This is a genomic window from Azospirillum humicireducens, from assembly GCF_001639105.2.
Classification (GTDB): Bacteria; Pseudomonadota; Alphaproteobacteria; order Azospirillales; family Azospirillaceae; genus Azospirillum; species Azospirillum humicireducens.
Genome location: NZ_CP028902.1, coordinates 452,479 through 471,535, shown reverse-complemented (window position 1 = coordinate 471,535; position 19,057 = coordinate 452,479). Strand labels below are relative to the sequence as shown.

Annotated in this window: 17 protein-coding genes; 6 read left to right on the top strand and 11 right to left on the bottom strand. The window is 67.6% G+C overall.

What is annotated here, in order from left to right; translation table 11 throughout:
- The first annotated feature begins 63 nt into the window (after positions 1 to 63).
- The 4 genes from A6A40_RS16660 (at position 64) to hydA (ending at position 4,043) form a co-directional block, all read left to right on the top strand.
- Positions 64 to 870, top strand: a complete 807-nt coding sequence (locus A6A40_RS16660) for an ABC transporter permease (RefSeq protein WP_108547016.1) — start codon at positions 64 to 66, stop codon at positions 868 to 870.
- Positions 871 to 874: 4 nt separating this feature from the next.
- Positions 875 to 1,657 (top strand): ABC transporter ATP-binding protein, encoded by a 783-nt coding sequence (locus tag A6A40_RS16655; RefSeq protein WP_108547015.1) that lies wholly within the window; start codon positions 875 to 877, stop codon positions 1,655 to 1,657.
- A 182-nt stretch (positions 1,658 to 1,839) separates the two neighbouring features.
- Positions 1,840 to 2,571: a maleate cis-trans isomerase family protein gene (locus tag A6A40_RS16650; RefSeq protein ID WP_108547271.1), complete on the top strand. Its 732-nt coding sequence runs from the start codon at positions 1,840 to 1,842 to the stop codon at positions 2,569 to 2,571.
- A 23-nt stretch (positions 2,572 to 2,594) separates the two neighbouring features.
- The gene (gene hydA, locus A6A40_RS16645; RefSeq protein WP_108547014.1) at positions 2,595 to 4,043 is read left to right on the top strand and encodes a dihydropyrimidinase; all 1,449 of its coding nucleotides are present in this window, start codon (positions 2,595 to 2,597) and stop codon (positions 4,041 to 4,043) included.
- A 228-nt stretch (positions 4,044 to 4,271) separates the two neighbouring features.
- On the opposite strand, the gene A6A40_RS16640 is transcribed toward hydA, so the two are convergent.
- The 4 genes from A6A40_RS16640 to A6A40_RS16625 all read right to left on the bottom strand — a co-directional run bounded on the left by A6A40_RS16640 (position 4,272) and on the right by A6A40_RS16625 (position 9,440).
- Positions 4,272 to 4,766: a GTPase family protein gene (locus A6A40_RS16640; protein ID WP_108547270.1), complete on the bottom strand. Its 495-nt coding sequence runs from the start codon at positions 4,764 to 4,766 to the stop codon at positions 4,272 to 4,274.
- Positions 4,767 to 5,155: 389 nt separating this feature from the next.
- Positions 5,156 to 6,349, bottom strand: a complete 1,194-nt coding sequence (uxuA, locus tag A6A40_RS16635) for a mannonate dehydratase (RefSeq protein WP_108547013.1) — start codon at positions 6,347 to 6,349, stop codon at positions 5,156 to 5,158.
- Between the two features lie 54 nt (positions 6,350 to 6,403).
- Positions 6,404 to 7,927, bottom strand: a complete 1,524-nt coding sequence (locus A6A40_RS16630; protein WP_108547269.1) for a mannitol dehydrogenase family protein — start codon at positions 7,925 to 7,927, stop codon at positions 6,404 to 6,406.
- Between the two features lie 151 nt (positions 7,928 to 8,078).
- Positions 8,079 to 9,440 (bottom strand): MFS transporter, encoded by a 1,362-nt coding sequence (locus A6A40_RS16625; RefSeq protein WP_108547012.1) that lies wholly within the window; start codon positions 9,438 to 9,440, stop codon positions 8,079 to 8,081.
- A 445-nt stretch (positions 9,441 to 9,885) separates the two neighbouring features.
- On the opposite strand from A6A40_RS16625, the gene A6A40_RS16620 reads away from it, so the two are divergent.
- Positions 9,886 to 11,022 (top strand): GGDEF domain-containing protein, encoded by a 1,137-nt coding sequence (locus A6A40_RS16620; protein WP_236783846.1) that lies wholly within the window; start codon positions 9,886 to 9,888, stop codon positions 11,020 to 11,022.
- A 77-nt stretch (positions 11,023 to 11,099) separates the two neighbouring features.
- On the opposite strand, the gene A6A40_RS16615 is transcribed toward A6A40_RS16620, so the two are convergent.
- The 3 genes from A6A40_RS16615 to A6A40_RS16605 are packed head-to-tail and all read right to left on the bottom strand — an operon-like array spanning position 11,100 to position 14,463.
- Positions 11,100 to 11,879, bottom strand: a complete 780-nt coding sequence (locus A6A40_RS16615) for a GntR family transcriptional regulator (protein WP_108547010.1) — start codon at positions 11,877 to 11,879, stop codon at positions 11,100 to 11,102.
- Positions 11,876 to 13,276, bottom strand: coding sequence for an amidase (locus A6A40_RS16610; RefSeq protein WP_108547009.1), 1,401 nt, complete (start codon positions 13,274 to 13,276; stop codon positions 11,876 to 11,878). Before A6A40_RS16610 ends, A6A40_RS16615 begins: the two co-directional genes overlap by 4 nt.
- Positions 13,273 to 14,463, bottom strand: a complete 1,191-nt coding sequence (locus A6A40_RS16605; RefSeq protein WP_108547008.1) for an MFS transporter — start codon at positions 14,461 to 14,463, stop codon at positions 13,273 to 13,275. The genes A6A40_RS16610 and A6A40_RS16605 overlap by 4 nt, the downstream gene beginning before the upstream one ends.
- A gap of 26 nt (positions 14,464 to 14,489) precedes the next feature.
- Here A6A40_RS16605 and A6A40_RS16600 point away from each other — a divergent pair, with 26 nt between their 5' ends.
- The gene (locus A6A40_RS16600) at positions 14,490 to 14,843 is read left to right on the top strand and encodes a hydroxyisourate hydrolase (RefSeq protein WP_108547007.1); all 354 of its coding nucleotides are present in this window, start codon (positions 14,490 to 14,492) and stop codon (positions 14,841 to 14,843) included.
- Between the two features lie 6 nt (positions 14,844 to 14,849).
- On the opposite strand, the gene A6A40_RS16595 is transcribed toward A6A40_RS16600, so the two are convergent.
- The 4 genes from A6A40_RS16595 to A6A40_RS16580 form a co-directional block, all read right to left on the bottom strand.
- Positions 14,850 to 15,662 (bottom strand): ABC transporter permease, encoded by an 813-nt coding sequence (locus A6A40_RS16595; protein ID WP_108547006.1) that lies wholly within the window; start codon positions 15,660 to 15,662, stop codon positions 14,850 to 14,852.
- Positions 15,663 to 15,678: 16 nt separating this feature from the next.
- Positions 15,679 to 16,536 carry an ABC transporter permease gene (locus A6A40_RS16590; protein WP_108547005.1) on the bottom strand — a complete coding sequence of 286 codons (858 nt, stop codon included), beginning with the start codon at positions 16,534 to 16,536 and terminating at the stop codon, positions 15,679 to 15,681.
- A 69-nt stretch (positions 16,537 to 16,605) separates the two neighbouring features.
- The gene (locus A6A40_RS16585) at positions 16,606 to 17,652 is read right to left on the bottom strand and encodes an ABC transporter substrate-binding protein (RefSeq protein ID WP_108547004.1); all 1,047 of its coding nucleotides are present in this window, start codon (positions 17,650 to 17,652) and stop codon (positions 16,606 to 16,608) included.
- Between the two features lie 48 nt (positions 17,653 to 17,700).
- Complete coding sequence (locus tag A6A40_RS16580) at positions 17,701 to 18,819, bottom strand: ABC transporter ATP-binding protein (protein WP_108547003.1); 1,119 nt, start codon at positions 18,817 to 18,819, stop codon at positions 17,701 to 17,703.
- Positions 18,820 to 19,057 lie beyond the last annotated feature (238 nt).

Below are 19,057 nucleotides of genomic sequence, written 5' to 3'. Positions count from 1 at the left end.
GGAGGGTCGGGGAGGGGGCATCCGGCGCTTTTCCGCCGCCGCCGATTTTCAAGGAGCCGGTCCATGACCGCATTGTCGAAATCCTGGGAGCGCGCGGTCGTTCCCGTCCTGATCCTCGCGGCCTGGGAGATCGTGTCGCGGTCCGGCCTGCTGCCGGCGGCCCTGCTGCCGGCACCCTCCGTCGTGCTGCACAGCTGGGCCGACTGGGTGTTCGGCTACGACGAGACGGCGCAGGCCAACAGCGGGCGCTGGCTGGCCGACGCACTGTCCAGCGCGGTGCGCGTCGCCGCCGGCTATGGCATCGCGGTGGCGAGCGGCGTGCTGCTGGGCATCGCCATCGGCTGGTGGAGCTGGGTGGAGCGCGCCATCGAACCGACCATCCAGATGCTGCGGCCGGTGCCGCCGGTGTCCTGGATCCCGGTGGCGATCATCTGGTTCGGCATCGCCAACAAGCCGGCGATCTTCCTGGTCTTCCTCGGCGCCTTTTTCCCCATCCTGATGAACACAATCCATGGCGTGAAGACCGCCGACCGCAACCTGATCCGCGCCGCCTCGATGATGGGCGCCACCGAACAGCAGCTGCTGCGCCATGTGGTGTTCCCGGCGGCGCTGCCCAGCATCTTCGCCGGCCTGCGCATCGGCATCGGCGCCGCCTGGATGCTGACCGTCACGGCGGAGATGGTCGCGGTCAAGAGCGGGCTCGGCTACGTGCTGTGGGACAGCTACTACTTCCTGCGCTACGACCTCGTCCTTGCCGCGATGGCCAGCATCGGGCTGCTGGGCTACGCCACCGACGCGCTGATCAAGCTGCTGATGTCCGCGGCGCTGCACTGGCAGCACGCCTCCACGCTCCAGAGCCGGGAGGGCTGACCCCATGGCCTCCATCGAACTGCGGAACATCACCAAGATCTACAGCGACGCCAAGCGCAAGCGCGACCTGCTGGCCATCGACGACGTCAGCCTGACGGTGGAGCGCAACGAGTTCCTCTGCCTGCTCGGTTCCTCCGGCTGCGGCAAGTCCACCCTGCTGAACATGATCGCCGGTTTCGAGAAGCCGACCAAGGGCACCGTCACCGTCGGCGGCAAGCCGGTGGACGGCCCCGGCGCCGACCGCGGCATGGTGTTCCAGCAGGCCACCCTGATGCCCTGGCTTCCGGTGTGGGAGAACATCGCCTTCCATCTGCGCCTGAAGGGCTGGCGCAAGGCCGACCGCCGCGCCGCCGCCCAGGAATACATCGATCTCGTCGGGCTGAAGGGCTTCGAGAACCATTATCCGGCCGAGCTGTCGGGCGGCATGAGCCAGCGCGTCGGCATCGCCCGCGCCCTGCTGATGAACCCGCAGGTCATCCTGATGGACGAGCCCTTCGCTGCACTCGACGCCCAGACCAAGATGGACATGCAGGAGGAGCTGGTCGCCATCTGGCAAAAGCAGCGCTGCACCATCGTCTTCGTCACCCACAGCGTCGACGAGGCCTTGGTGCTGGGCACCCAGGTCGCGGTTCTGACCAGCCGGCCGGGCCGCCTGCGCGAACGCATCGAGCTGGATCTGCCGCGCCCGCGCGACATCACCAGCCCGCGCTTCAACGATCACAAGCGTCACATCCTGAACCTGATCCGGGAAGAGGGCCTGCAACAGCGGCAGGTCGCCGCGGCATGACGGGCGCCTCCCAACCGCAGGACCTTTTGCCGACCGGTGCCGCCGTCATCGCCGGCGAAGCCTTCATCGGCGACGGAGCCGGGGTGATCGAGGATTTGGCGCTCGGCATCCGCGGCGGCGGCCCGCGCCCTGTGGGCATGTATCTGCCATCCAATCATTCGAAGAAAGACGAGTCCCCCGAGATGACCAAGCGCGTTCTTCTGGGCATGCTGACCCCGTCCTCCAACACGGTGCTCGAACCGGTGACCGCCGCCATGCTGAGCGGCCTGCCGGAGGTGAGCGCCCATTTCGGCCGCTTCACCGTCAAGGAGATCTCGCTGCGCGCCGCGGCGCTCGACCAGTTCACCGACGCGCCCTTCCTCGATGCCGCCCGTCTGCTGGCCGATGCGCAGCTGAACGTGATCGGCTGGAACGGCACTTCGGCCGGCTGGCTCGGCTTCGACGCCGACGTGAAGCTGTGCAAGGCGATCGAGGACGAGACCGGGATCCCTGCCTGCACCTCCATGCTGGCGCTGAACGAGATCCTGGAGACGACGGGGCGCAAGCGCATCGCCATCGTCAGCCCCTATCTCGACGAGATCCAGGACAAGATGGTCGCTAATTACAACGACGCCGGCTTCGAGGTGGTGGCCGAACGGCACCTGAACGACCGCGGCAACTTCTCCTTCTCCGAGATCTCCGAGGAGCGGATCGAGCGCATGTGCCTGGAGGTGGCGGAGGCCAAGCCGGAGGCCATCGCCATCATCTGCACCAACATGCGCGGCGCCCCGGTGGCGGAGAGGGTGGAAAAGGCCCTGGGCATCCCCGTCTACGACACGGTGTCCACCGTGCTGTGGAAGGCGCTGCGTATGACCGGTGTCGATACCCGCCGGGTCCAGGGCTGGGGCAGCCTGTTCCGGGACCTGCACGGCTGACGCGACAGGAAGGGGAGGGGAGCATGGACTTCGATCTGGTCATCCGCAACGGCACGGTCGCCACCGCGTCGGACGTGTTCAAGGCCGATGTCGGGGTAAAGGGCGGCACGGTGGCCGCCCTCGGCAGCGGGCTCGCCGCCGGGCGGGAGGAAATCGACGCCGAAGGGCTGCTGGTCCTGCCGGGCGGGGTGGACGGCCATGTCCATTTCGACCAGCCGACCGGCGACGAGTCCGTCATGGCCGACGATTTCCTGTCGGGCACCCGCTCGGCGGCCTTCGGCGGCACCACCACGGTGCTGCCCTTCGCCTGCCAGCAGAAGGGCCAGTCGCTGCGCGCCGCGGTGGAGGATTATCACCGCCGCGCCGCCGGCAAGCCGCTGATCGACTATGCCTTCCACCTGATCGTCACCGACCCGACGGAGCAGGTCCTGGGGCAGGAGCTGCCGGCGCTGATCCGCGACGGCTACACCTCCTTCAAGATCTACATGACCTACGACGCGCTGAAGCTGAACGACCGCCAGATCCTGGAGGTGCTGGACATCGCGCGGTCCGAGGGCGCCATGGTGATGATGCATGCGGAGAATGCCGACTGCATCGCCTGGCTGACCGAGAGGCTGGAGCGCGCCGGCCAGACCGCGCCCTTCTTCCACGGCGTCTCCCGTCCCCGCGTGGCGGAGCGCGAGGCGACCCACCGCGCCATCTCGTTGGCGGAGTTGGTGGATGTGCCGATCCTGATCGTCCATGTCTCCGGCGCCGACGCGGTGGAGCAGATCCGCTGGGCCCAGGGCCGTGGCCTGCGCATCTATGCCGAGACCTGCCCGCAATACCTGTTCCTGACCGCCGACGATCTGGGTGGGGCAGGGGGCGACGCGGGGTTCGAGGGAGCGAAATGCATCTGCTCGCCGCCGCCGCGCGACGCCGCCAACCAGCGGGTGATCTGGGACGGGCTGACCGGCGGCACCTTCCAGCTCTTCTCCTCCGACCATGCGCCCTTCCGTTTCGACGGGCCGGGCGGCAAGAAGGTGAACGGAGAGAAGGCCCCCTTCCGCTGCGTGCCCAACGGCATTCCGGGGGTGGAGACGCGGTTGCCGCTGCTGTTCTCCGAAGGCGTGATGAAAGGCCGCATGGAGCTGACGAAGTTCGTCGAGCTGACCTCCACGAATCCGGCCTGCATGTACGGACTGCACCCGCGCAAGGGGACCATCGCCGTCGGGTCGGACGCCGACATCGCGATCTGGGATCCCGCGCGCAAGGTAACGATCACCAACGCCATCCTGCATCACGAGGTCGATTACACCCCCTATGAGGGAATAGAGGTCACCGGCTGGCCGGTGGTCACGCTGTCGCGCGGGGAGGTGGTGTGCCGCGACGGCGCGCTGCTGGCGTCGCCCGGCCGCGGAGCCTTCCTGCCCTGCGGCCTGCCGGCCCCCGCCCGCCCGAAGGGAGCGCCGGCTCCGGCATTGCCCTTCTGACATTCTCTGACGGAAAGTGGGGACGCGCTAATGTGGTCGCGGCACGTCCCTCTATCGCGATAGACCAATTGGAAGCCGTTAACTTCCACTTCGGTCGGTGCTTGACCGGTAATGTTCGCCCGGTACAGTTTCTTTCCCTCTGGGGGTGCTTATGCGGAGCGCCACAACGCACTTGTTATGGCAGAGACTGTCAAGGAGACGCGTTCGTCTTCTTTCAGGTGAAGTTCGTTAGCGGCAGGTGAAGGTGAGGCCGCGTGCTTTTGCCCAGCCATAGATAAACTGCCGGATTTCCTCAGTTCTTGATTCTGCGGAATCCTGCCCGTCACGCTTTGAAACCGTTGCGCCATGGCCAATAAGCCAGGGCATCAGCCCAAGGTGGTCGTAGCTTTCACCATCATCATTATAACCTGGATTCAACCATTGAACAAAAATATCGTACCCTTCTTCGGATACGAAATCTAGGGTTCGGCGAACCGCTTCAGTGTATTGGATGGAGCAGATTACAATTTGACAATCTACATCCTGAAGTATGTCTCCGATGTATATTTGCCTCTCTTCTGGAGATCCGTTTATCAAAAAAACTTCAGCGCACTCGTCGTCGTAAAGATCTAACGTGCGGGCATTCTGTCCTGTCCGCACCATTGCGCCAAATAAAGTGTTCCAAGTTGATGACTTCCCAGAATTTCTGTTTCCTAATACACCAACAAACAACCGTTCTGGCATGATCTCCTCCAATATTATCTCATTGCATTGGCGTAAAGTTTAAATCTTTTCCATGAATCGCGGGTTTCTGGAGAGAAATGCGCCCTAGAAAAGATACGAGAACCCACACGCCATAAAGGATATGTGTCCACGATAGACAACCCAATTTGCCTCAAAGCCAGAACGGTCGCAAGCATATTACAATTATATGGAGATCGGCATTCGAATGTTCGCTCTTGGAGAGACGCCGGTTTCCTTGCTCGTGGCATCGCTGTTGCGGTTTGTGCCCATAGAGATGCCACGGAGCATGGATTGGCTTTTCGAGCGGATGGCGCGGATCGTCGGGTTGCGCTGTAGTCGCCCATAGGGGACACGGCCGCCCCGGCATTCCTGTCCCGCCGCGGCGGCGCTTACACAGCCACCCGCTTCTCGCGGACGGCCTCGATGGTCCGCATCACGCCGCGCAGTTCGGCGAGACCCTTCAGCCGGCCGACGAAGGAATAGCCGGGATTCATCGTCTGGCCGATGTCGTCGCCCAGCAGATGGCCATGGTCGGGACGCATCGGGATCTGGGCGTCGGCACGGCCGGACTGCTTGCGGCGGGCCTCCTCCTCGATCAGCGCCGCGGCCACGCCGATCAGGTCGGTGTCACCGCCGAGATGGTCGGCCTCGTAGAAGGACCCGTCCGGCTCGTGCGTGGTGTTGCGCAGATGGACGAAATGGATGCGCGGCGCGAATTCCTTCGCCATCGCCACCAGATCGTTCTTCGGGTTGGACCCGAAGGACCCCGTGCACAGCGTCAGCCCGCAGGCCTCCTGCGGCACGGCCTTGAACATCGCCCGCACGTCGTCGGCGGTGGACATCACACGCGGCAGGCCGAAGATGGGGAAAGACGGATCGTCGGGGTGGATGCACAGCCGCACCCCTTCCTCTTCCGCGACCGGGGTGATCTCGCGCAGGAACTCGACCAGATTGGCGCGCAGATCCTCGACGCCGATCTCCTGATACAGCTCCAGCATGCCGCGGAAGCTGTTGCGGTCATAGGCGAAGTCGCGCGCCGGCAACCAGTCGATCAGGTTGCGTTCCAGCTCGGCCACCTGCTCCGCGCTCATCGCCTCGAAGCGCGCCTTGGCGGCGGCGATGTGGGCGGGATCGTAGCTGGCCTCGGCGTTGCGGCGCTTCAGCACGAACAGGTCGTAGGCAGCGAAATCGACGCTGTCGTAGCGCAGGGCATAGCCGCCGTTCGGCAGCCGGTGCATCAGGTTGGTCCGGCTCCAGTCGGTGATGACCATGAAGTTGTAGCAGATCACCGGGATGCCGGCGCGGGCGACGTTGCGGATCGACTGCTTGTAATTGTCGATCTTGGTGCGGAAGTCGCCGGTGCGGGTTTTGATCTCCTCGCCGACGCCGATGCTCTCCACCACGGCCCAGGTCAGGCCGGCGGCCTCGACCATGGCGCGGCGCTTCTGGATTTCCTCAGGCGTCCAGACGCTGCCCTGGTTCATGTGGTGCAGCGCCGTGACGATGCCGGTGGCACCGGCCTGACGGGCCTTCTCCAGGGAGACGGGATCGTCCGGGCCGAACCAGCGCCAGGTTTCCTGCATGATATGGTCCTTTCAAAAACGGGTCTGCTTGCGGCGGTCGTGACCGCCGCGATGTCACGGGTTGGCGAGGATAGCGGTCAGTGTCCTCGCGACGCCGACGGTCATCAGGCTGTCGAGATGGCGGACCACCGCATCGCGGAAGCCGGCCTCGGCGACCAGGTCCGGCGCGAAGATGTCCTCGATGGCGAACAGGGCCGCCGCCAGCGCGCCGGCATCGCCGGCATGGACGCGGGCGATGCGGGTCAGCGTCGCCGCCATCGGATCGGCCACCGTGTACGCGTTGCCGGCCTCGTCCTTTTCCAGCAGGAAGCGCATCCAGGCCGCGACGGCCAGCGGAATCACCGCCGGGACCTTGCCGGTGGCGATCAGCTCGCTGGCCGGCTCCAGCAGGCGCGGCGGCAGTTTCTGCGATCCGTCCGACGAGATCTGGATCGTGCGGTGGCGGATGCCGGGGTTGCGGAAGCGCGCCTCCAGCGCCGCTGTGTAGGCGGGAATGTCGGTTCCCGGCACCGGCGGCAGGGTGGGGATCAGGTCGGACGCCCACAGCCGGCGCATGACGGCGGGCAGCTGCGGGTCGGCCATGGCGTCGGCGATGGTCTCGATCCCGGCGATCACCGACAGATAGGCCAGCAGCGAATGGGCGCCGTTCAGGCAACGCAGCTTCATCAGCTCGAACGGATGGACATCGTCCACCAGGATGGCGCCGGCCTTTTCCCAGGCCGGGCGGCCGAGCGGGAAGCGGTCCTCGATCACCCATTGCTTGAACGGCTCGGTCACCACCGGCCAGGCGTCGGCGCAGCCCAGCGCCGCGTCCACCGTGGCGCGGTCGGCATCCTGGGTGGCCGGCGTGATGCGGTCGACCATGGTGCAGGGGAAGCTGACCTGCTTCGCGATGTAGGCGGCAAGCTCCGGATCGCGCAGCTCGGCATAGCGGACGACGATCCCCTTAACCTTGATGCCGTTCTGGGCGAGGTTGTCGCAGACCAGCACGGTGAAGGGCGGCTGTCCGGCGGCGCGGCGGCGGCGGATGGCCTCGCACAGCAGGCCGGGAACGCTGCGCGGCGCCGTGGGATCGGCAAGGTCGGCGCGGATCAGCGGATGCGCCTCGTCCAGCGAGCCGGTTGCGGCGTCCTGGCAATAGCCCTTCTCCGTGACCGTCAGGGTGACGATGCGGATCTCCGGCTTCGCCGTCAGGGCCAGCACCTCTCCCAACTGGTCGGCGGTTGCCATGGCGTCGAGGAAGGAGCCGACCACGCGCAGGCGGTCGCGGGTTCCCTCGCGCACCAGCAGCGTATAGAGGCAGTCCTGCGGCTTCAGCGCGTCGCGGATGGCGGGCGACAGCGGATCGACGCCGACGATGCCCCAATCCGTCTCTCCGGTCGCCAGCACGTCGTCGGTGTAGGTGGCGAGATGGGCGCGGCAGAAGGCGCCGAGGCCGATATGGACGATGCCCGGCGTCACCGCGGTGCGGTCGTAGGCGGGACGTTCGACCGCTTGCGGCAGGCGGCGGAGGGTATCGGGGGACAGGCGGGTTTGTGAAGGACGGACCGCCAGCAGGGCGGTGTTCGCGTCGGGCATGATGGGCTCCGGTTCGCGGCGGTCGCTGCGGTCACCCTGTTTTCCGCTGTCGCGGAGTGTCGCGGGGGGCCGGTGCACCGTCATTCGGTCAGGCTTGGATGGTTCGGGATAACTCCGGGGCGGGATGCCCCGGAGCCATGGGGTGGGCTTGTCAGACCTCGATGCCGGCCGGGGTGCGGCCCGACCCGGTTTTCGGCAGCACGAAATGCATGATCGCCAGACCGACGAGGTAGAGGACGGAGGCGATGCCGAACAGCACCTGATAGTTGCCGTTGGTGGCGTCCAGCAGGCGGCCGACGCCCATCGACACGAACATGCCGACGAAGTAGGCGCAGAAGCCGCCGATGCCCACCACCGAACCCACCGCGTTGCGCGGCATGGTGTCGGACACGATGGTGTAGACGTTGGCCGAATAGCCCTGATGGGCGGAGGCGGCGATGCCGATCAGCAGCACGGCCAGCCACATGTTGGACACGGTGGAGGCGAAGAACACCGGCAGCACGCACAGGCCGCAGACCAGGAAGGTCAGCTTGCGGGCGCGCAGGGGCTTCATGCCGCGCTTGATCAGGTGGGAGGAGAACCAGCCGCCGCCGACACTGCCGAAATCGGCCATGGTGTAGATGATGATCAGCGGCAGCATCGCCCCGAACAGGTTGACGCCATACTGCTTGTTCAGGAAGCCGGGAACCCAGTTCAGGTAGAACCACCAGACCGGAGCCGAGAAGCAGGTGCCGACGATGTTCGCCCAGGTGCCGCGGTAGCTCAGCAGCTTGATCCAGGGGATGTTCTCCTGCGGCAGCACGGGGTCGCTGCGGATGTAGGCCAGCTCCTCGGCCGTCAGCTTCGGATGCTCTTCCGGCTTGCGGTAGATCAGCAGCCAGGCGATGACCCAGAAGAAGCCGATGCCGCCGGTGACCAGGAACGCCGCCTGCCAGCCGAAGGCGACCAGCAGGATCGGCACCAGGATCGGCGCCACGACCGCACCGACGTTGGATCCCGCGTTGAAGATGCCGGTGGCGAGCGCCCGTTCCTTGGCCGGGAACCACTCCGACACCGCCTTGATCGAGGCCGGGAAATTGCCGCCTTCGGTCAGGCCGAGGCCGGCGCGCGCCACCTTGAAGCCGAAGACGCTGCCCATGAAGGCGTGGATGCAGGCGAAGAAGCTCCAGCCGGCGACGGCGGCCGGCAGGCCGATGCGGATGCCGACCTTGTCCATCAGACGGCCGCAGCCGATGTAGCCGAAGGCGTAGGCCAGCGAGAAGGCGGCGACGATGTCGCCATAATCTGACTCGGTCCAGCCCATGTCGCCCATCAGCGTGGACTTCAGCAGGCCAAGGACCTGACGGTCCATGTAATTGATGGTGGTCGAGAAGAAGAGCAGGGCGCAGATGGTCCAGCGGTAGCGGCCGATGGCCTTGCTCACCGTGACCGCCGCCTTGCCGATGCCGCCGGCCCTGCCGGACGGCTCCGCCGACTGCGCGGGAGCGGCGTCGGCAATGATCTGTTCGCTCATGATTTGGCGTCTCCAGCCAGGACGCGTGTCACCGCCGCCGGTCTTCGATCCCGCACCCATGGCCGACCCTTCATCGGTCGCAGGCGCGCCGAAGGGCATGCGCGGAAGCCGCTGGTCCTGGCTTCCACGCTGCGTCGGGCGGCAGCGTCTCGCGTTTCAGCACTGTCTCCTGGAGCAGTCCGGCCATCGTCTGGAGCGGTGCCGTTTCGGTACCGTTCGTGGCGTTGCATACTACCATTCCAGTTGCTGGTATATTAGTTGCGCGGCTGGTCGGTGGTCAATCGGGCCAGCTGCGGCATTTCGTCAAGTCCGCCGCCGGCCGAAAACCTGAATGACCAGATATCCGATGGCGTCCTCGTCTGATGGGAGTAACCCCAATGTACAATATCAGGATATCCGCATGAGGATGGTGAGCTGAGCCATTCAGGATATGGGAGGTGGCAGGGTGGTGGAACCGGACGCCACGGCGGCGATCATGACGGCACTGGCCGGCGGCGTTGGCCTGCTGGCCCTGATGACCCTCGGGTACGGCACCGTCCTTTGCCGGTTGGATGACCGGCCGTTGCTGCGGCGGATATGCCTGGGCCTGCTGTTCGGCGCCGGCGGCGTCGCGGCGATGCTGCAGTCGGTGCCGGTGGCGCCCGGCGTCTATCTGGACGTGAAGGCGGTTCCGGTCGCGCTGGCGGCTCCCTTCGGCGGAACGCTGGCCGCCATGCTGGCCGCCGTCATCGTTGCATCGGGTCGTATCGCCATCGGCGGCACCGGCATGCTTCCCGGCGTGGCCGGGATTCTGCTCGCCGGCGGAATCGGACTCCTGTTGGTCTGGCTGACGCCCGCGGTGGAATGGCGGGGGGCGAGGCCGCTGTTCCTGCTGGCGCCCGTTGCGTCGCTGCACACGCTCAGCATCTTCGTGCTGCCTTGGAGCATGGCGCTGCCGGCCTTCATCCATGGCGGACTTCCGGTCGCCCTTTTCACGGCGGCCGGCGTCCTGATGCTGGGAACGATGCTGGCCCGCGAACGCCGCCGCGTGGATACCGAGAGGGTACTCCGCGATGCCGCACTCAGCGATCCGTTGACCGGCCTCGCCAACCGCCGGGCCTTCTTCGGGGCCATCGACCGCGAAGTCGCCGGTGCGCTGCGCCAGCATACGCCGATGTCGCTCCTGATGCTGGACATCGATCATTTCAAGGAGGTCAATGACGCGCGCGGTCACGATGCCGGCGATGCGGTGCTGGTGGCCTTGAGCCGCGTTCTGCTGCGCGGCGTTCGCCAGAGTGACCTGGTCGCCCGCTTCGGCGGCGAGGAGTTCGCCATCCTGCTGCCCTGCACGCCGGTCGAGGGCGCCTTCCTGCTCGCCGAGCGCCTGCGCTGCGCCGTTCGCGACAGCGGCATCGAGCATGATGGAACCGTCCTGCATGTGACCGTCAGCATCGGCGTCTCCAGCCTCACCAGGAATGCGGACCGCCCCGACAGCTTGATCAAGGCGGCCGACATTGCGCTCTACCGTGCCAAGTCGGACGGCCGGGACCGGGTCTGCCGCGACCACGCGCTCTGTCCGCCGGAACCGGTGCCGGCCGTGTAGGCCTGATCGGTTCAAGCGGAACCGCTTGAAGCGTGGCTCACACGGAACACCCTGAGCCTAGAGTCCGTTCGCGGCCCTCATCCCGCCTGCCGGGCGCGGGGGGAGGCGCAGGCGGCGGCGACGACCTCTCCGGTGCGGCCGACATGGTGGACGAACAGATGCTCGGCGGTCTTGCCGTCACGAGCCTCCAGCGCGGCCAGGATCTCGCGGTGCTCCAGCACCGACTCCTTCCATCGTCCCTGAGCGCCCAGCGCGAAGTAGCGCGCCCGAGCCAGCCGGCCGAGCAGCCGGTCATGCGCCTCCACCAGCGCCGGATTCTTGGCGCTCGACACGATCAGCCGGTGGATCTTCTGGTTGATCGCGAAGTACTCCTCCAGTGCGCCGGCCCCCTGCAGCGCCTCGATCTTCTCCTGGAAGCCGCGCAGGCGGCGCAGGTCGGCGGCCGTCATCCGCTCGGCGGCGAGCCGGGCTGCGAAGCTCTCGATGCACCCCTCCGCCTCGAACAGGTGGGTCAGTTCGGCGGCGTCGAGCGGGGCGACGATGGCGTTGCGGTTGGGGCGCAGCATCACCAGCCCGTCGGCCGCCAGCAGCTTCAGCGCCTCGCGCAGCGGCGTGCGGGAAATGCCGAGCTTCTCGCTCAGTTCCGGTTCGATCAGGCGGGCGGACGGCGCCAGTTCGCCATAGATGATCATGTCGCGCAGCCTGTCCACCGCCATGTCGGCCAGCGGCGGAGGCGGCACCGCGCGCCGGCGGCGGACAGGGGAGGTGGCAGGGGAGGTGGCAGGGGCGATGTCTGGGGCAGTGTCCGGCATGTCGTCCGGCCGGTCGTCGTTCTCGAAGGTCATGGTCGGGCTCATGGCTGGGATTCCGGCCCGCGCCCGGCGAGCGTTTCCTCTGCGAAAGCGGCGAAGCGCAGCACCCGGCGGTCCATCCCGCGCGGAGCCACGATCTGCAGGCCCACCGGCAGCCCGCCGCGCCCCGTCCCGCAGGGCAGGCTGAGCGCCGGGACCTTGGCGTGGTTGAACAGCGGGGTGAAGACGGCATGGGCGCGCGGCGCCACCGGCTGGCCGCCGATGGTCTCCGGTCCCAGCCTGTCGAGCGGCCAGGCCACGCAGGGTGTGGTCGGGCCGACGAGCAGGTCCACCTGTGCGAACTGTGCGGCAAGCGTCCGGCCGACCTCGACGCCGAGCAGTTGCGCCGCTGCGACCTCCGCCCCGCTCAAGGACAGGCCGCGTTCGATCTGGACGGCGATGTCGGGATCGAACAGGCCGGGATCGCGGCGGAACGTGTCACCGTAAAGCGCGGCGAGCCCGGCATGCTGCAGCGGCATCAGCGCCGTCTCGGTGACCCCGGCAGGCCAGTGCGGGAAACCGCCTTCGGGACGGACGATGCGGGCACCGGCGCGGGCCAGCGCCTCCACCGCCCGCTCCACCGCTGCGCGCACATCGTCGTCCACCGGGGCGTCCAGACCGAATGTGGGGCTGTAGGCGACGGTCAGGGAGGAGGCCGGCCGCTCCTCCGCCGGTGCGATGGCGGCGGAGTCGGGGTCGCGCGTGTCGGGGCCGGCGAGCGCCTCGAACAACAGGGCGGCGTCGGCGACATCGGCGGCGATGGGCGCCATCACCGCGATGCCGGTGAAGGGCTCGGCGAAGCCGGGTCCGTAGGGGATGGCGCCGAAGCTGGGCTTGAAGCCGACCGCGCCGACATGGGCCGGCGGGCGGCGGCTCGATCCTCCGGCATCGGTGCCGAGCGCCAGCGGCACCAGCCCGCCCGCCACCGCCGCAGCCGGCCCGCCGCTGGAGCCGCCGGGAGTCAGGCTGGGGTCCATCGGGTGGCGGGTCGGGCCGAACAGCGGGTTGGTGGTGACGCCCTTGCAGGCGAATTCCGAGCTGTTGGTCATGCCGACGACGACGGCGCCGGCGCGGCGCAGCCGCTCCACCGCGATGGCGTCGGCGGGGGCGTGGAAATCGGCGAACAGGCGCGATCCCTGGGTGACCCGGCGGCCGGCGACCCAGATGGTATCCTTGACCGCCACCGGCACGCCGGCCAGTGGCAAATCCTCTCCGGCGGCGATCCGGCGGTCCACCCGGTCGGCCTCGGCCAGCGCCTGTTCGGCATGGATGTCGACCAGGGCATTCAGCGCCGGATTGCCGGCCGCGATGCGGGCGAGCGCCGCATCGGTCGCGGCTCGGGCGCTGCCGTGCCCGGTGCGCACTGTGTCGGCAATGGTCGCGGCACGAAGGGGCTGGGTCATCGCTTGCCTCCGAGCAGGCTCAGTCCCGCCAGCGCCGCCAGCAGCCCCACCACGAGATAGCCGGCGGCGAGGCTGCTGACCGCGGCAGCGGCCACCAGCAGGACGGGACCGACGATCAGCCCGGCAAAGCCGCCGACCATCACCGCACCCGTCGCCTCGCCGATGCGGCCCGCCGGCGCCAGCCGCGCCACCTCGGCCAGGAACACCCCGTTCCAGCCGCTGGCGGTCAGTCCGAACAGGAAGGTCAGTGTCACCAGCACCGGGAAGGGCAGCGCGGCGCCTGTCAGCGCGACCAGCGCCGACGCGGCGGCCATGCCCAACCCGAGCAGACCGACCAGCAGGCGCGGCGCCACCCAGCGCGAGGCGACCACGCCCCAGCCGAGCCGGCCGGCCAACCCGCCGGCCTGCCCGGCAGCAAGAGCAACGCCGGCGGCGACATGTTCCAGCCCAAGTTCCGACACGGCGAAGACCACGAAGAATCCATTGAGCGTCAGCTGGCTCGCCGCATAGGGGGCGGAGACGAGAGACAGCCGCCGCAACGCCGGATCGCTGCGCAGCAGCCGGACCGCTGCCATCAGCCCGAAGCCGGTGGTGGCGGACCGCGTCAGCGGATCATAGGCCGGCCGCAGTCGCTCGAACGGCAGGACACAGAGCAGGGCAAGTGCGGCGATGGCCGCATAGCCGGCGCGCGGGTCGGCGACGGCGGCCAGCAGCGGCAGGGCCAGCGATCCGGCCATCGCGCCGATCTGGTTGCCGGTCTGGCGGACGGAGAACACCATCGGCCGGTCGGCCTCGCGCACCAGCCGGCCGAGGATGGCGGCGCTGGCCGGGGTCTCCGGCCCGCAGGCCAGCCCGATGGCGATCCCTGCCGCCAGCAGCGCCAGGGTGCTGCCCCCCGTCATTGCGCACAGCATGGCAGCGGCCACCGCCACCGCGCAGAAGCTCGCCATCCGGAAGGAGCCCAGCCGCCCGGCCAGCACGCCGCCGCCCAGCGAGGCCGCCATCCCCACGGCGAAACCAGTGGTGCTGAACAGGCCCAGCCCCGCCGGATCGATGCCCATTCGCGGCGCCAGCACGCCCGGTGCGAACAGGGCGAGAGCCACCAGCGCCTGCAGGCCGGTCATTCCGATCAGCGCCGGCAAAAGCGGCGGCTGTGCTGGTGTGTCCACCGCGGATTCGGCTACCATTGCGGAAATCCAGACCTGGAGGCGGCATGGCCGGCGGTATTTCGATTCACGGCGTCGACGTGGCGCGCGGCATTGCCGCCGAAGGGCTGCGGGTGGAGCTTTACGCCCTGACGCCCGACCGCCGCCTGCTGGCCGACGGTCGGCTCGGCGCCAACGGTCAGCTCGACCATCCCACCGTTCGCGGCGAGGGCGTCGAAACCGGCCCGCACGAGGTGCTGTTCTATGTCGGCGACTGGCTGTGCGCGGCGGGATATCCGGAGGAGCAGACCCGCTTCCTCGACATCATGCCCTTCCGCTTCAAAGTGACCGACCTGGACCGCCATCTGCATCTGCCCTTCAAATTCACCCCCTTCGGGGTTTCTCTCTTTCTGGGTGTATAGGCCGGCTCAGGTCAACCGCTTCGACAGGCCGGCGACGCGCTCCATCGCCAGCATCAGCGCGATGGTGGCGACGATCAGCACGCCCGACAGCGCCGCGACCGTCACGTCGAGCTTGCCTTCCAGATCCTGCCACATGCGGATCGGCAGCATGTCGGTCGCGGCGTCGCGCAGGAACAGCGACACCGGCACATTGTCGAAGGAGGCCATGAAGGCGATGAATCCGCCGGCCATGATGCCCGGCCGGATCAGCGGCAGGGTGATGCGGCGGAAGGTGAACCAGCGGGTGGCGCCCAGGCTGGCCGAGGCCTCCAGCAGCGTGGGATTCATCTGCGCCAGCGACGCCACGGTGTTGCGCACCACGAAGGGCACCGACACCACGGTATGGCCGATGATGAGGGTCAGCGGCGACACCGGGACGCCGACCAGCGAGAAGAACATCAACGACGACAGCCCGAAAGCCAGCGCCGGCAGAACCAGCGGCGACAGGAACAGGCTGTCCAGCACCCGCGCCGTCAGGCTGGCCGAGCGCGCGATGCCCAGCGAGGCGGCCACCCCCAGCAGGATCGACAGGCCGGTCGCCCAGGCCGCCACCTTCAGGCTGTTCATCAGCGCGAACTGCAGCTGCCAGGCGTTCCACAGCTCGACATACCAGCGCAGCGAATAGCCCGGCGGCGGGAATTTCAGCGAATAGCCGCTGGTGAAGGACACCCAGATCACCACGACCGTCGGTGCCGCCAGCAGCAGCAGGGCCAGCAGCGCGACCCCGGTCATGACGATGCGGAAGCTGAGCGCGTCGAAATCGATGCGGCGGTTGCCCATGGCGGCCTCCCCGAGGTCAGGCGTTGGTGTAGCCGCGCGACAGGCGGCCCAGCACGTTGAAGACCGACACCACCACCAGCACCGCGACCAGGAAGATGACGGAGATCGCGGCGGCGAAGGGCCAGTTCTGCAGGGTGGAGGCCTGCTGGTAGATGTACATCGGCATGAACAGCATCTGCCCGCCGCCGATCAGGCTCTGGGTAATGAAGGCGGTGATGGCGGCGGCATAGGTCAGCAGGCAGCCGGCAATGATCCCCGGCAGCGACAGCGGCAGGATCACCTTGCGGAAGGTCCGCCAATGCCCGGCGCCCAGCACCGACGAGGCGTCGGCGAGGTTCGGGTCGATCCGGCTCAGCGCCGTGATCAGCGGCAGCACCATCAGCGGCATCTGCACCTGCGCCAGAGCCATCACCACGCCGCTTTCGGTGTAGAGCAGCTTCAGCGGCGTGTCGATCAGCCCCAGCCCGAGCAGCGAGGCGTTGACGATTCCCTGCCGTCCCAGGATGACCACCCAGGCGAAGGTGCGCACCACCACGCTGGTCAGCAGCGGCAGCAGCACCAACAGCATGATGAGACCCTTGGCCCATCCGGGGGAGCGCTGGTGCAGCCACGCCACCGGATATCCCAGCAGCAGCGTCAGCGCCGTGACCTTCACCCCCAGCCACAGCGTCGATCCCAGCACGCCGAGGCTGAAGCTGTCGCCGAGGAAGTTGACGTACTGGGTCAATCCGAACCGCCCGCCCTGCGGATCGGTCTGGAAGCTCAGCGCCAGCAGGATGACCAGCGGCGTGACGAAGAAGACGACGAACCCCGCCGCCAGCGGCGCCGCCAGTTTCAGGTCGTATGTGGTGACGTTGCGCAGCGTCGCGGCCATTGCGGGCTCCTTTCCGATATCCCTCTCCCGGGGCGGGAGAGGGAGAGCTTCAGCGGGGCGTTCGCGTCATCACACCCTGATCTCGCGGTTGAAGCGTTCGATCCAGGCGCTGCGCTGTTCGTTGATCTTGGCCCAGTCCTGGAAGACGAACTTCTTCGCGATCTCGGCATGGTCCTTGGCAAGCGTCTTGGCGAGTTCGCCCTTGATCGCGACCTTGGTGTTGGTCGGCACGATCAGGAACGGCTCCTCCATCAGCTGGGCCTGGACCTCCGGCGACAGGGCGGCTTCGATCAGTTTGAAGGCCAGCTCCTTGTTGGGAGAGTTCTTGACGATGTGGATGGTCGTCTTGAAGGCGATGGCGCCTTCCTTGGGGATGACGAACTCCACCGGGACGCCGCGCGCCTTCAGGATCTGGATGGCGTTGAAATTGCCGGGCGAGATGTCGATCTGCCCCTGCTGGAACAGGGTGGCGAGCTGTCCGGGGTTGGCGGCGACGGCGGCGAGGCTGGGGCGCAGCGCCTCCAGCGCCTTGAAGGCGGGGTCGATGTTGGACTCCGACCCGCCATGCATCTTGGCCAGTTCCACCATGAAGCCGGTGCCGAGCGTCGAGTTCAGGTTGGTGATGCCGACGCGGCCCTTGAATTCCGGCTTCCACAGATCGGCCCAGGAGGTCGGCGGCGTCTTCACCGTTTCCGGGTTGTAGGTGATGCCGACCACCTGGAAGAAGGGCGACGGCCCCATCGGCACCTGGGCCTCCGGGATCAGGTCCTTGTAGTAGGCGCTTTTCTCCACCGGATAGGGCTCGACCAGATCCTGGGCGATGGCCTGCAGCGCGGGACCCGGATCGTGCAGCATGACGTCGATCGGCGGATTGGTCTTCGCCGCGTTCACCTTGGCGATCTGGTCGACCGACAGCATGGGGTCGAGCACCATGTCGGCGTTGCCGGTCGCCTTGCGGAAGGCGGGGACGAGCACGGCCTTGTGCGCCTCCTCCCAGCTGCCGGTGAAGGTCGCGAAGACCAACGGGCGCGCCTGCGCCCAGGTCAGGCCGGGGAAGGCGTGCATGGCACCCAGCGTCAGGGCCGTCTGCATCAGGGTGCGGCGGGTCAGCAGCATGGATCACTCCTGTCGGGTGGGGAGGCGAAGGGGGAAAGGAAAGACGGATCAGGCCGCGGCGAAGACCGAGGCGAGGCGGGGGGCGACCGGGGCGAGGCGCACCGGCGTGCCGGGGGGGAACAGCGCGGCGCGGTCGATGCGCGGTTCCGACACCTTCACGGCCGATCCGTCGGCGACGCGCACTTCGTGGACGATTGTGGCGCCCAGCGGCAGCCCCATCTCGACCACGCCGTTCAGCGTGTCGGCGCCGGAGGCCGCCGGATCGACGCGCAGATGCTCCGGCCGCAGGCAGACGGTGACGCGGCCTCCGGGGCGGACGTCGCCCTTGGGGGCGCGCGTCTCGATGGTGCCGCCGGCATCCAGCCGCACCGTGCCGCCGCTGCGGTCGGCATCGAGCAGAACGCCGCCCAGCAGGTTGGCGGAGCCGACGAAGGTGTTGACGAAGAGGCTGTCCGGCGCGTCGTAGATGTCGCTCGGCGGGGAGAACTGCTCCAGCCGGCCCTGGCTCAGCACCGCGACGCGGTCAGCCATCGACAGCGCCTCCTCCTGGTCATGGGTGACGAGGATGGTGGTGATGCCGGACAGGCGCTGGATGCGCTTCACCTCGATCTGCATGTCGAGGCGCAGGTTCTTGTCCAGCGCCGCGAAAGGTTCGTCGAGCAGCAGGATCGACGGGTTCACCGCCAGCGCGCGGGCCAGGGCGACGCGCTGCTGCTGCCCGCCGGACAGCTGGCGCGGCATGCGGTCGCCGAGATGGCCCAGCTTCACCAGATCCAGCATGCGCTGGGCCTCGCTGCGCTGGGTGGCACGGTCGACGCCGCGGGCGTCCAGCCCATAGGCGACATTCTCCGCCACCGTCATGTGTGGGAACAGCGCGTAGTTCTGGAAGACGATGCCGACGGAGCGGCGGTTGGGCGGCAGCCCGTCGATGGCCTCGCCGCCGACGATGACGTGGCCCTTTGTCTGGGCCATGAAGCCGGCGATGATCCGCAGCAGGGTCGTCTTGCCGCAACCCGACGGGCCGAGCAGGGCGACCAGCTCGCCGCCCTTGATGTCGAGCGTCACGTCGTTGACGGCCAGCGTGTTGCCGTAGCGCTGGGTGATCCCGTCGAGAAGAAGCGTCTGCCCACGTTGGGCCGACTGGCTGCTTTGCGAGGCTCCGACCATGACTGCACCGTCCGTTTCGCGTTGCGCTTTGCAGATCGTTAGATAGCAAAGCGCATGCCGTTTTCGGACTTGTGGAGTTATATCAGAGACTTATATGTATTATTGGTCTTTGGGCAGACGGGTGGTGGCGCCCAGATGATGCTGAAATAAGCGGCAGGCGCAGGCAATTGCCGCATTTGGCGCCAGCAGTGCTGTGTACGTATTCCGCTTCGGGGAAGTTCTCTGCCCCCTCCCTAAC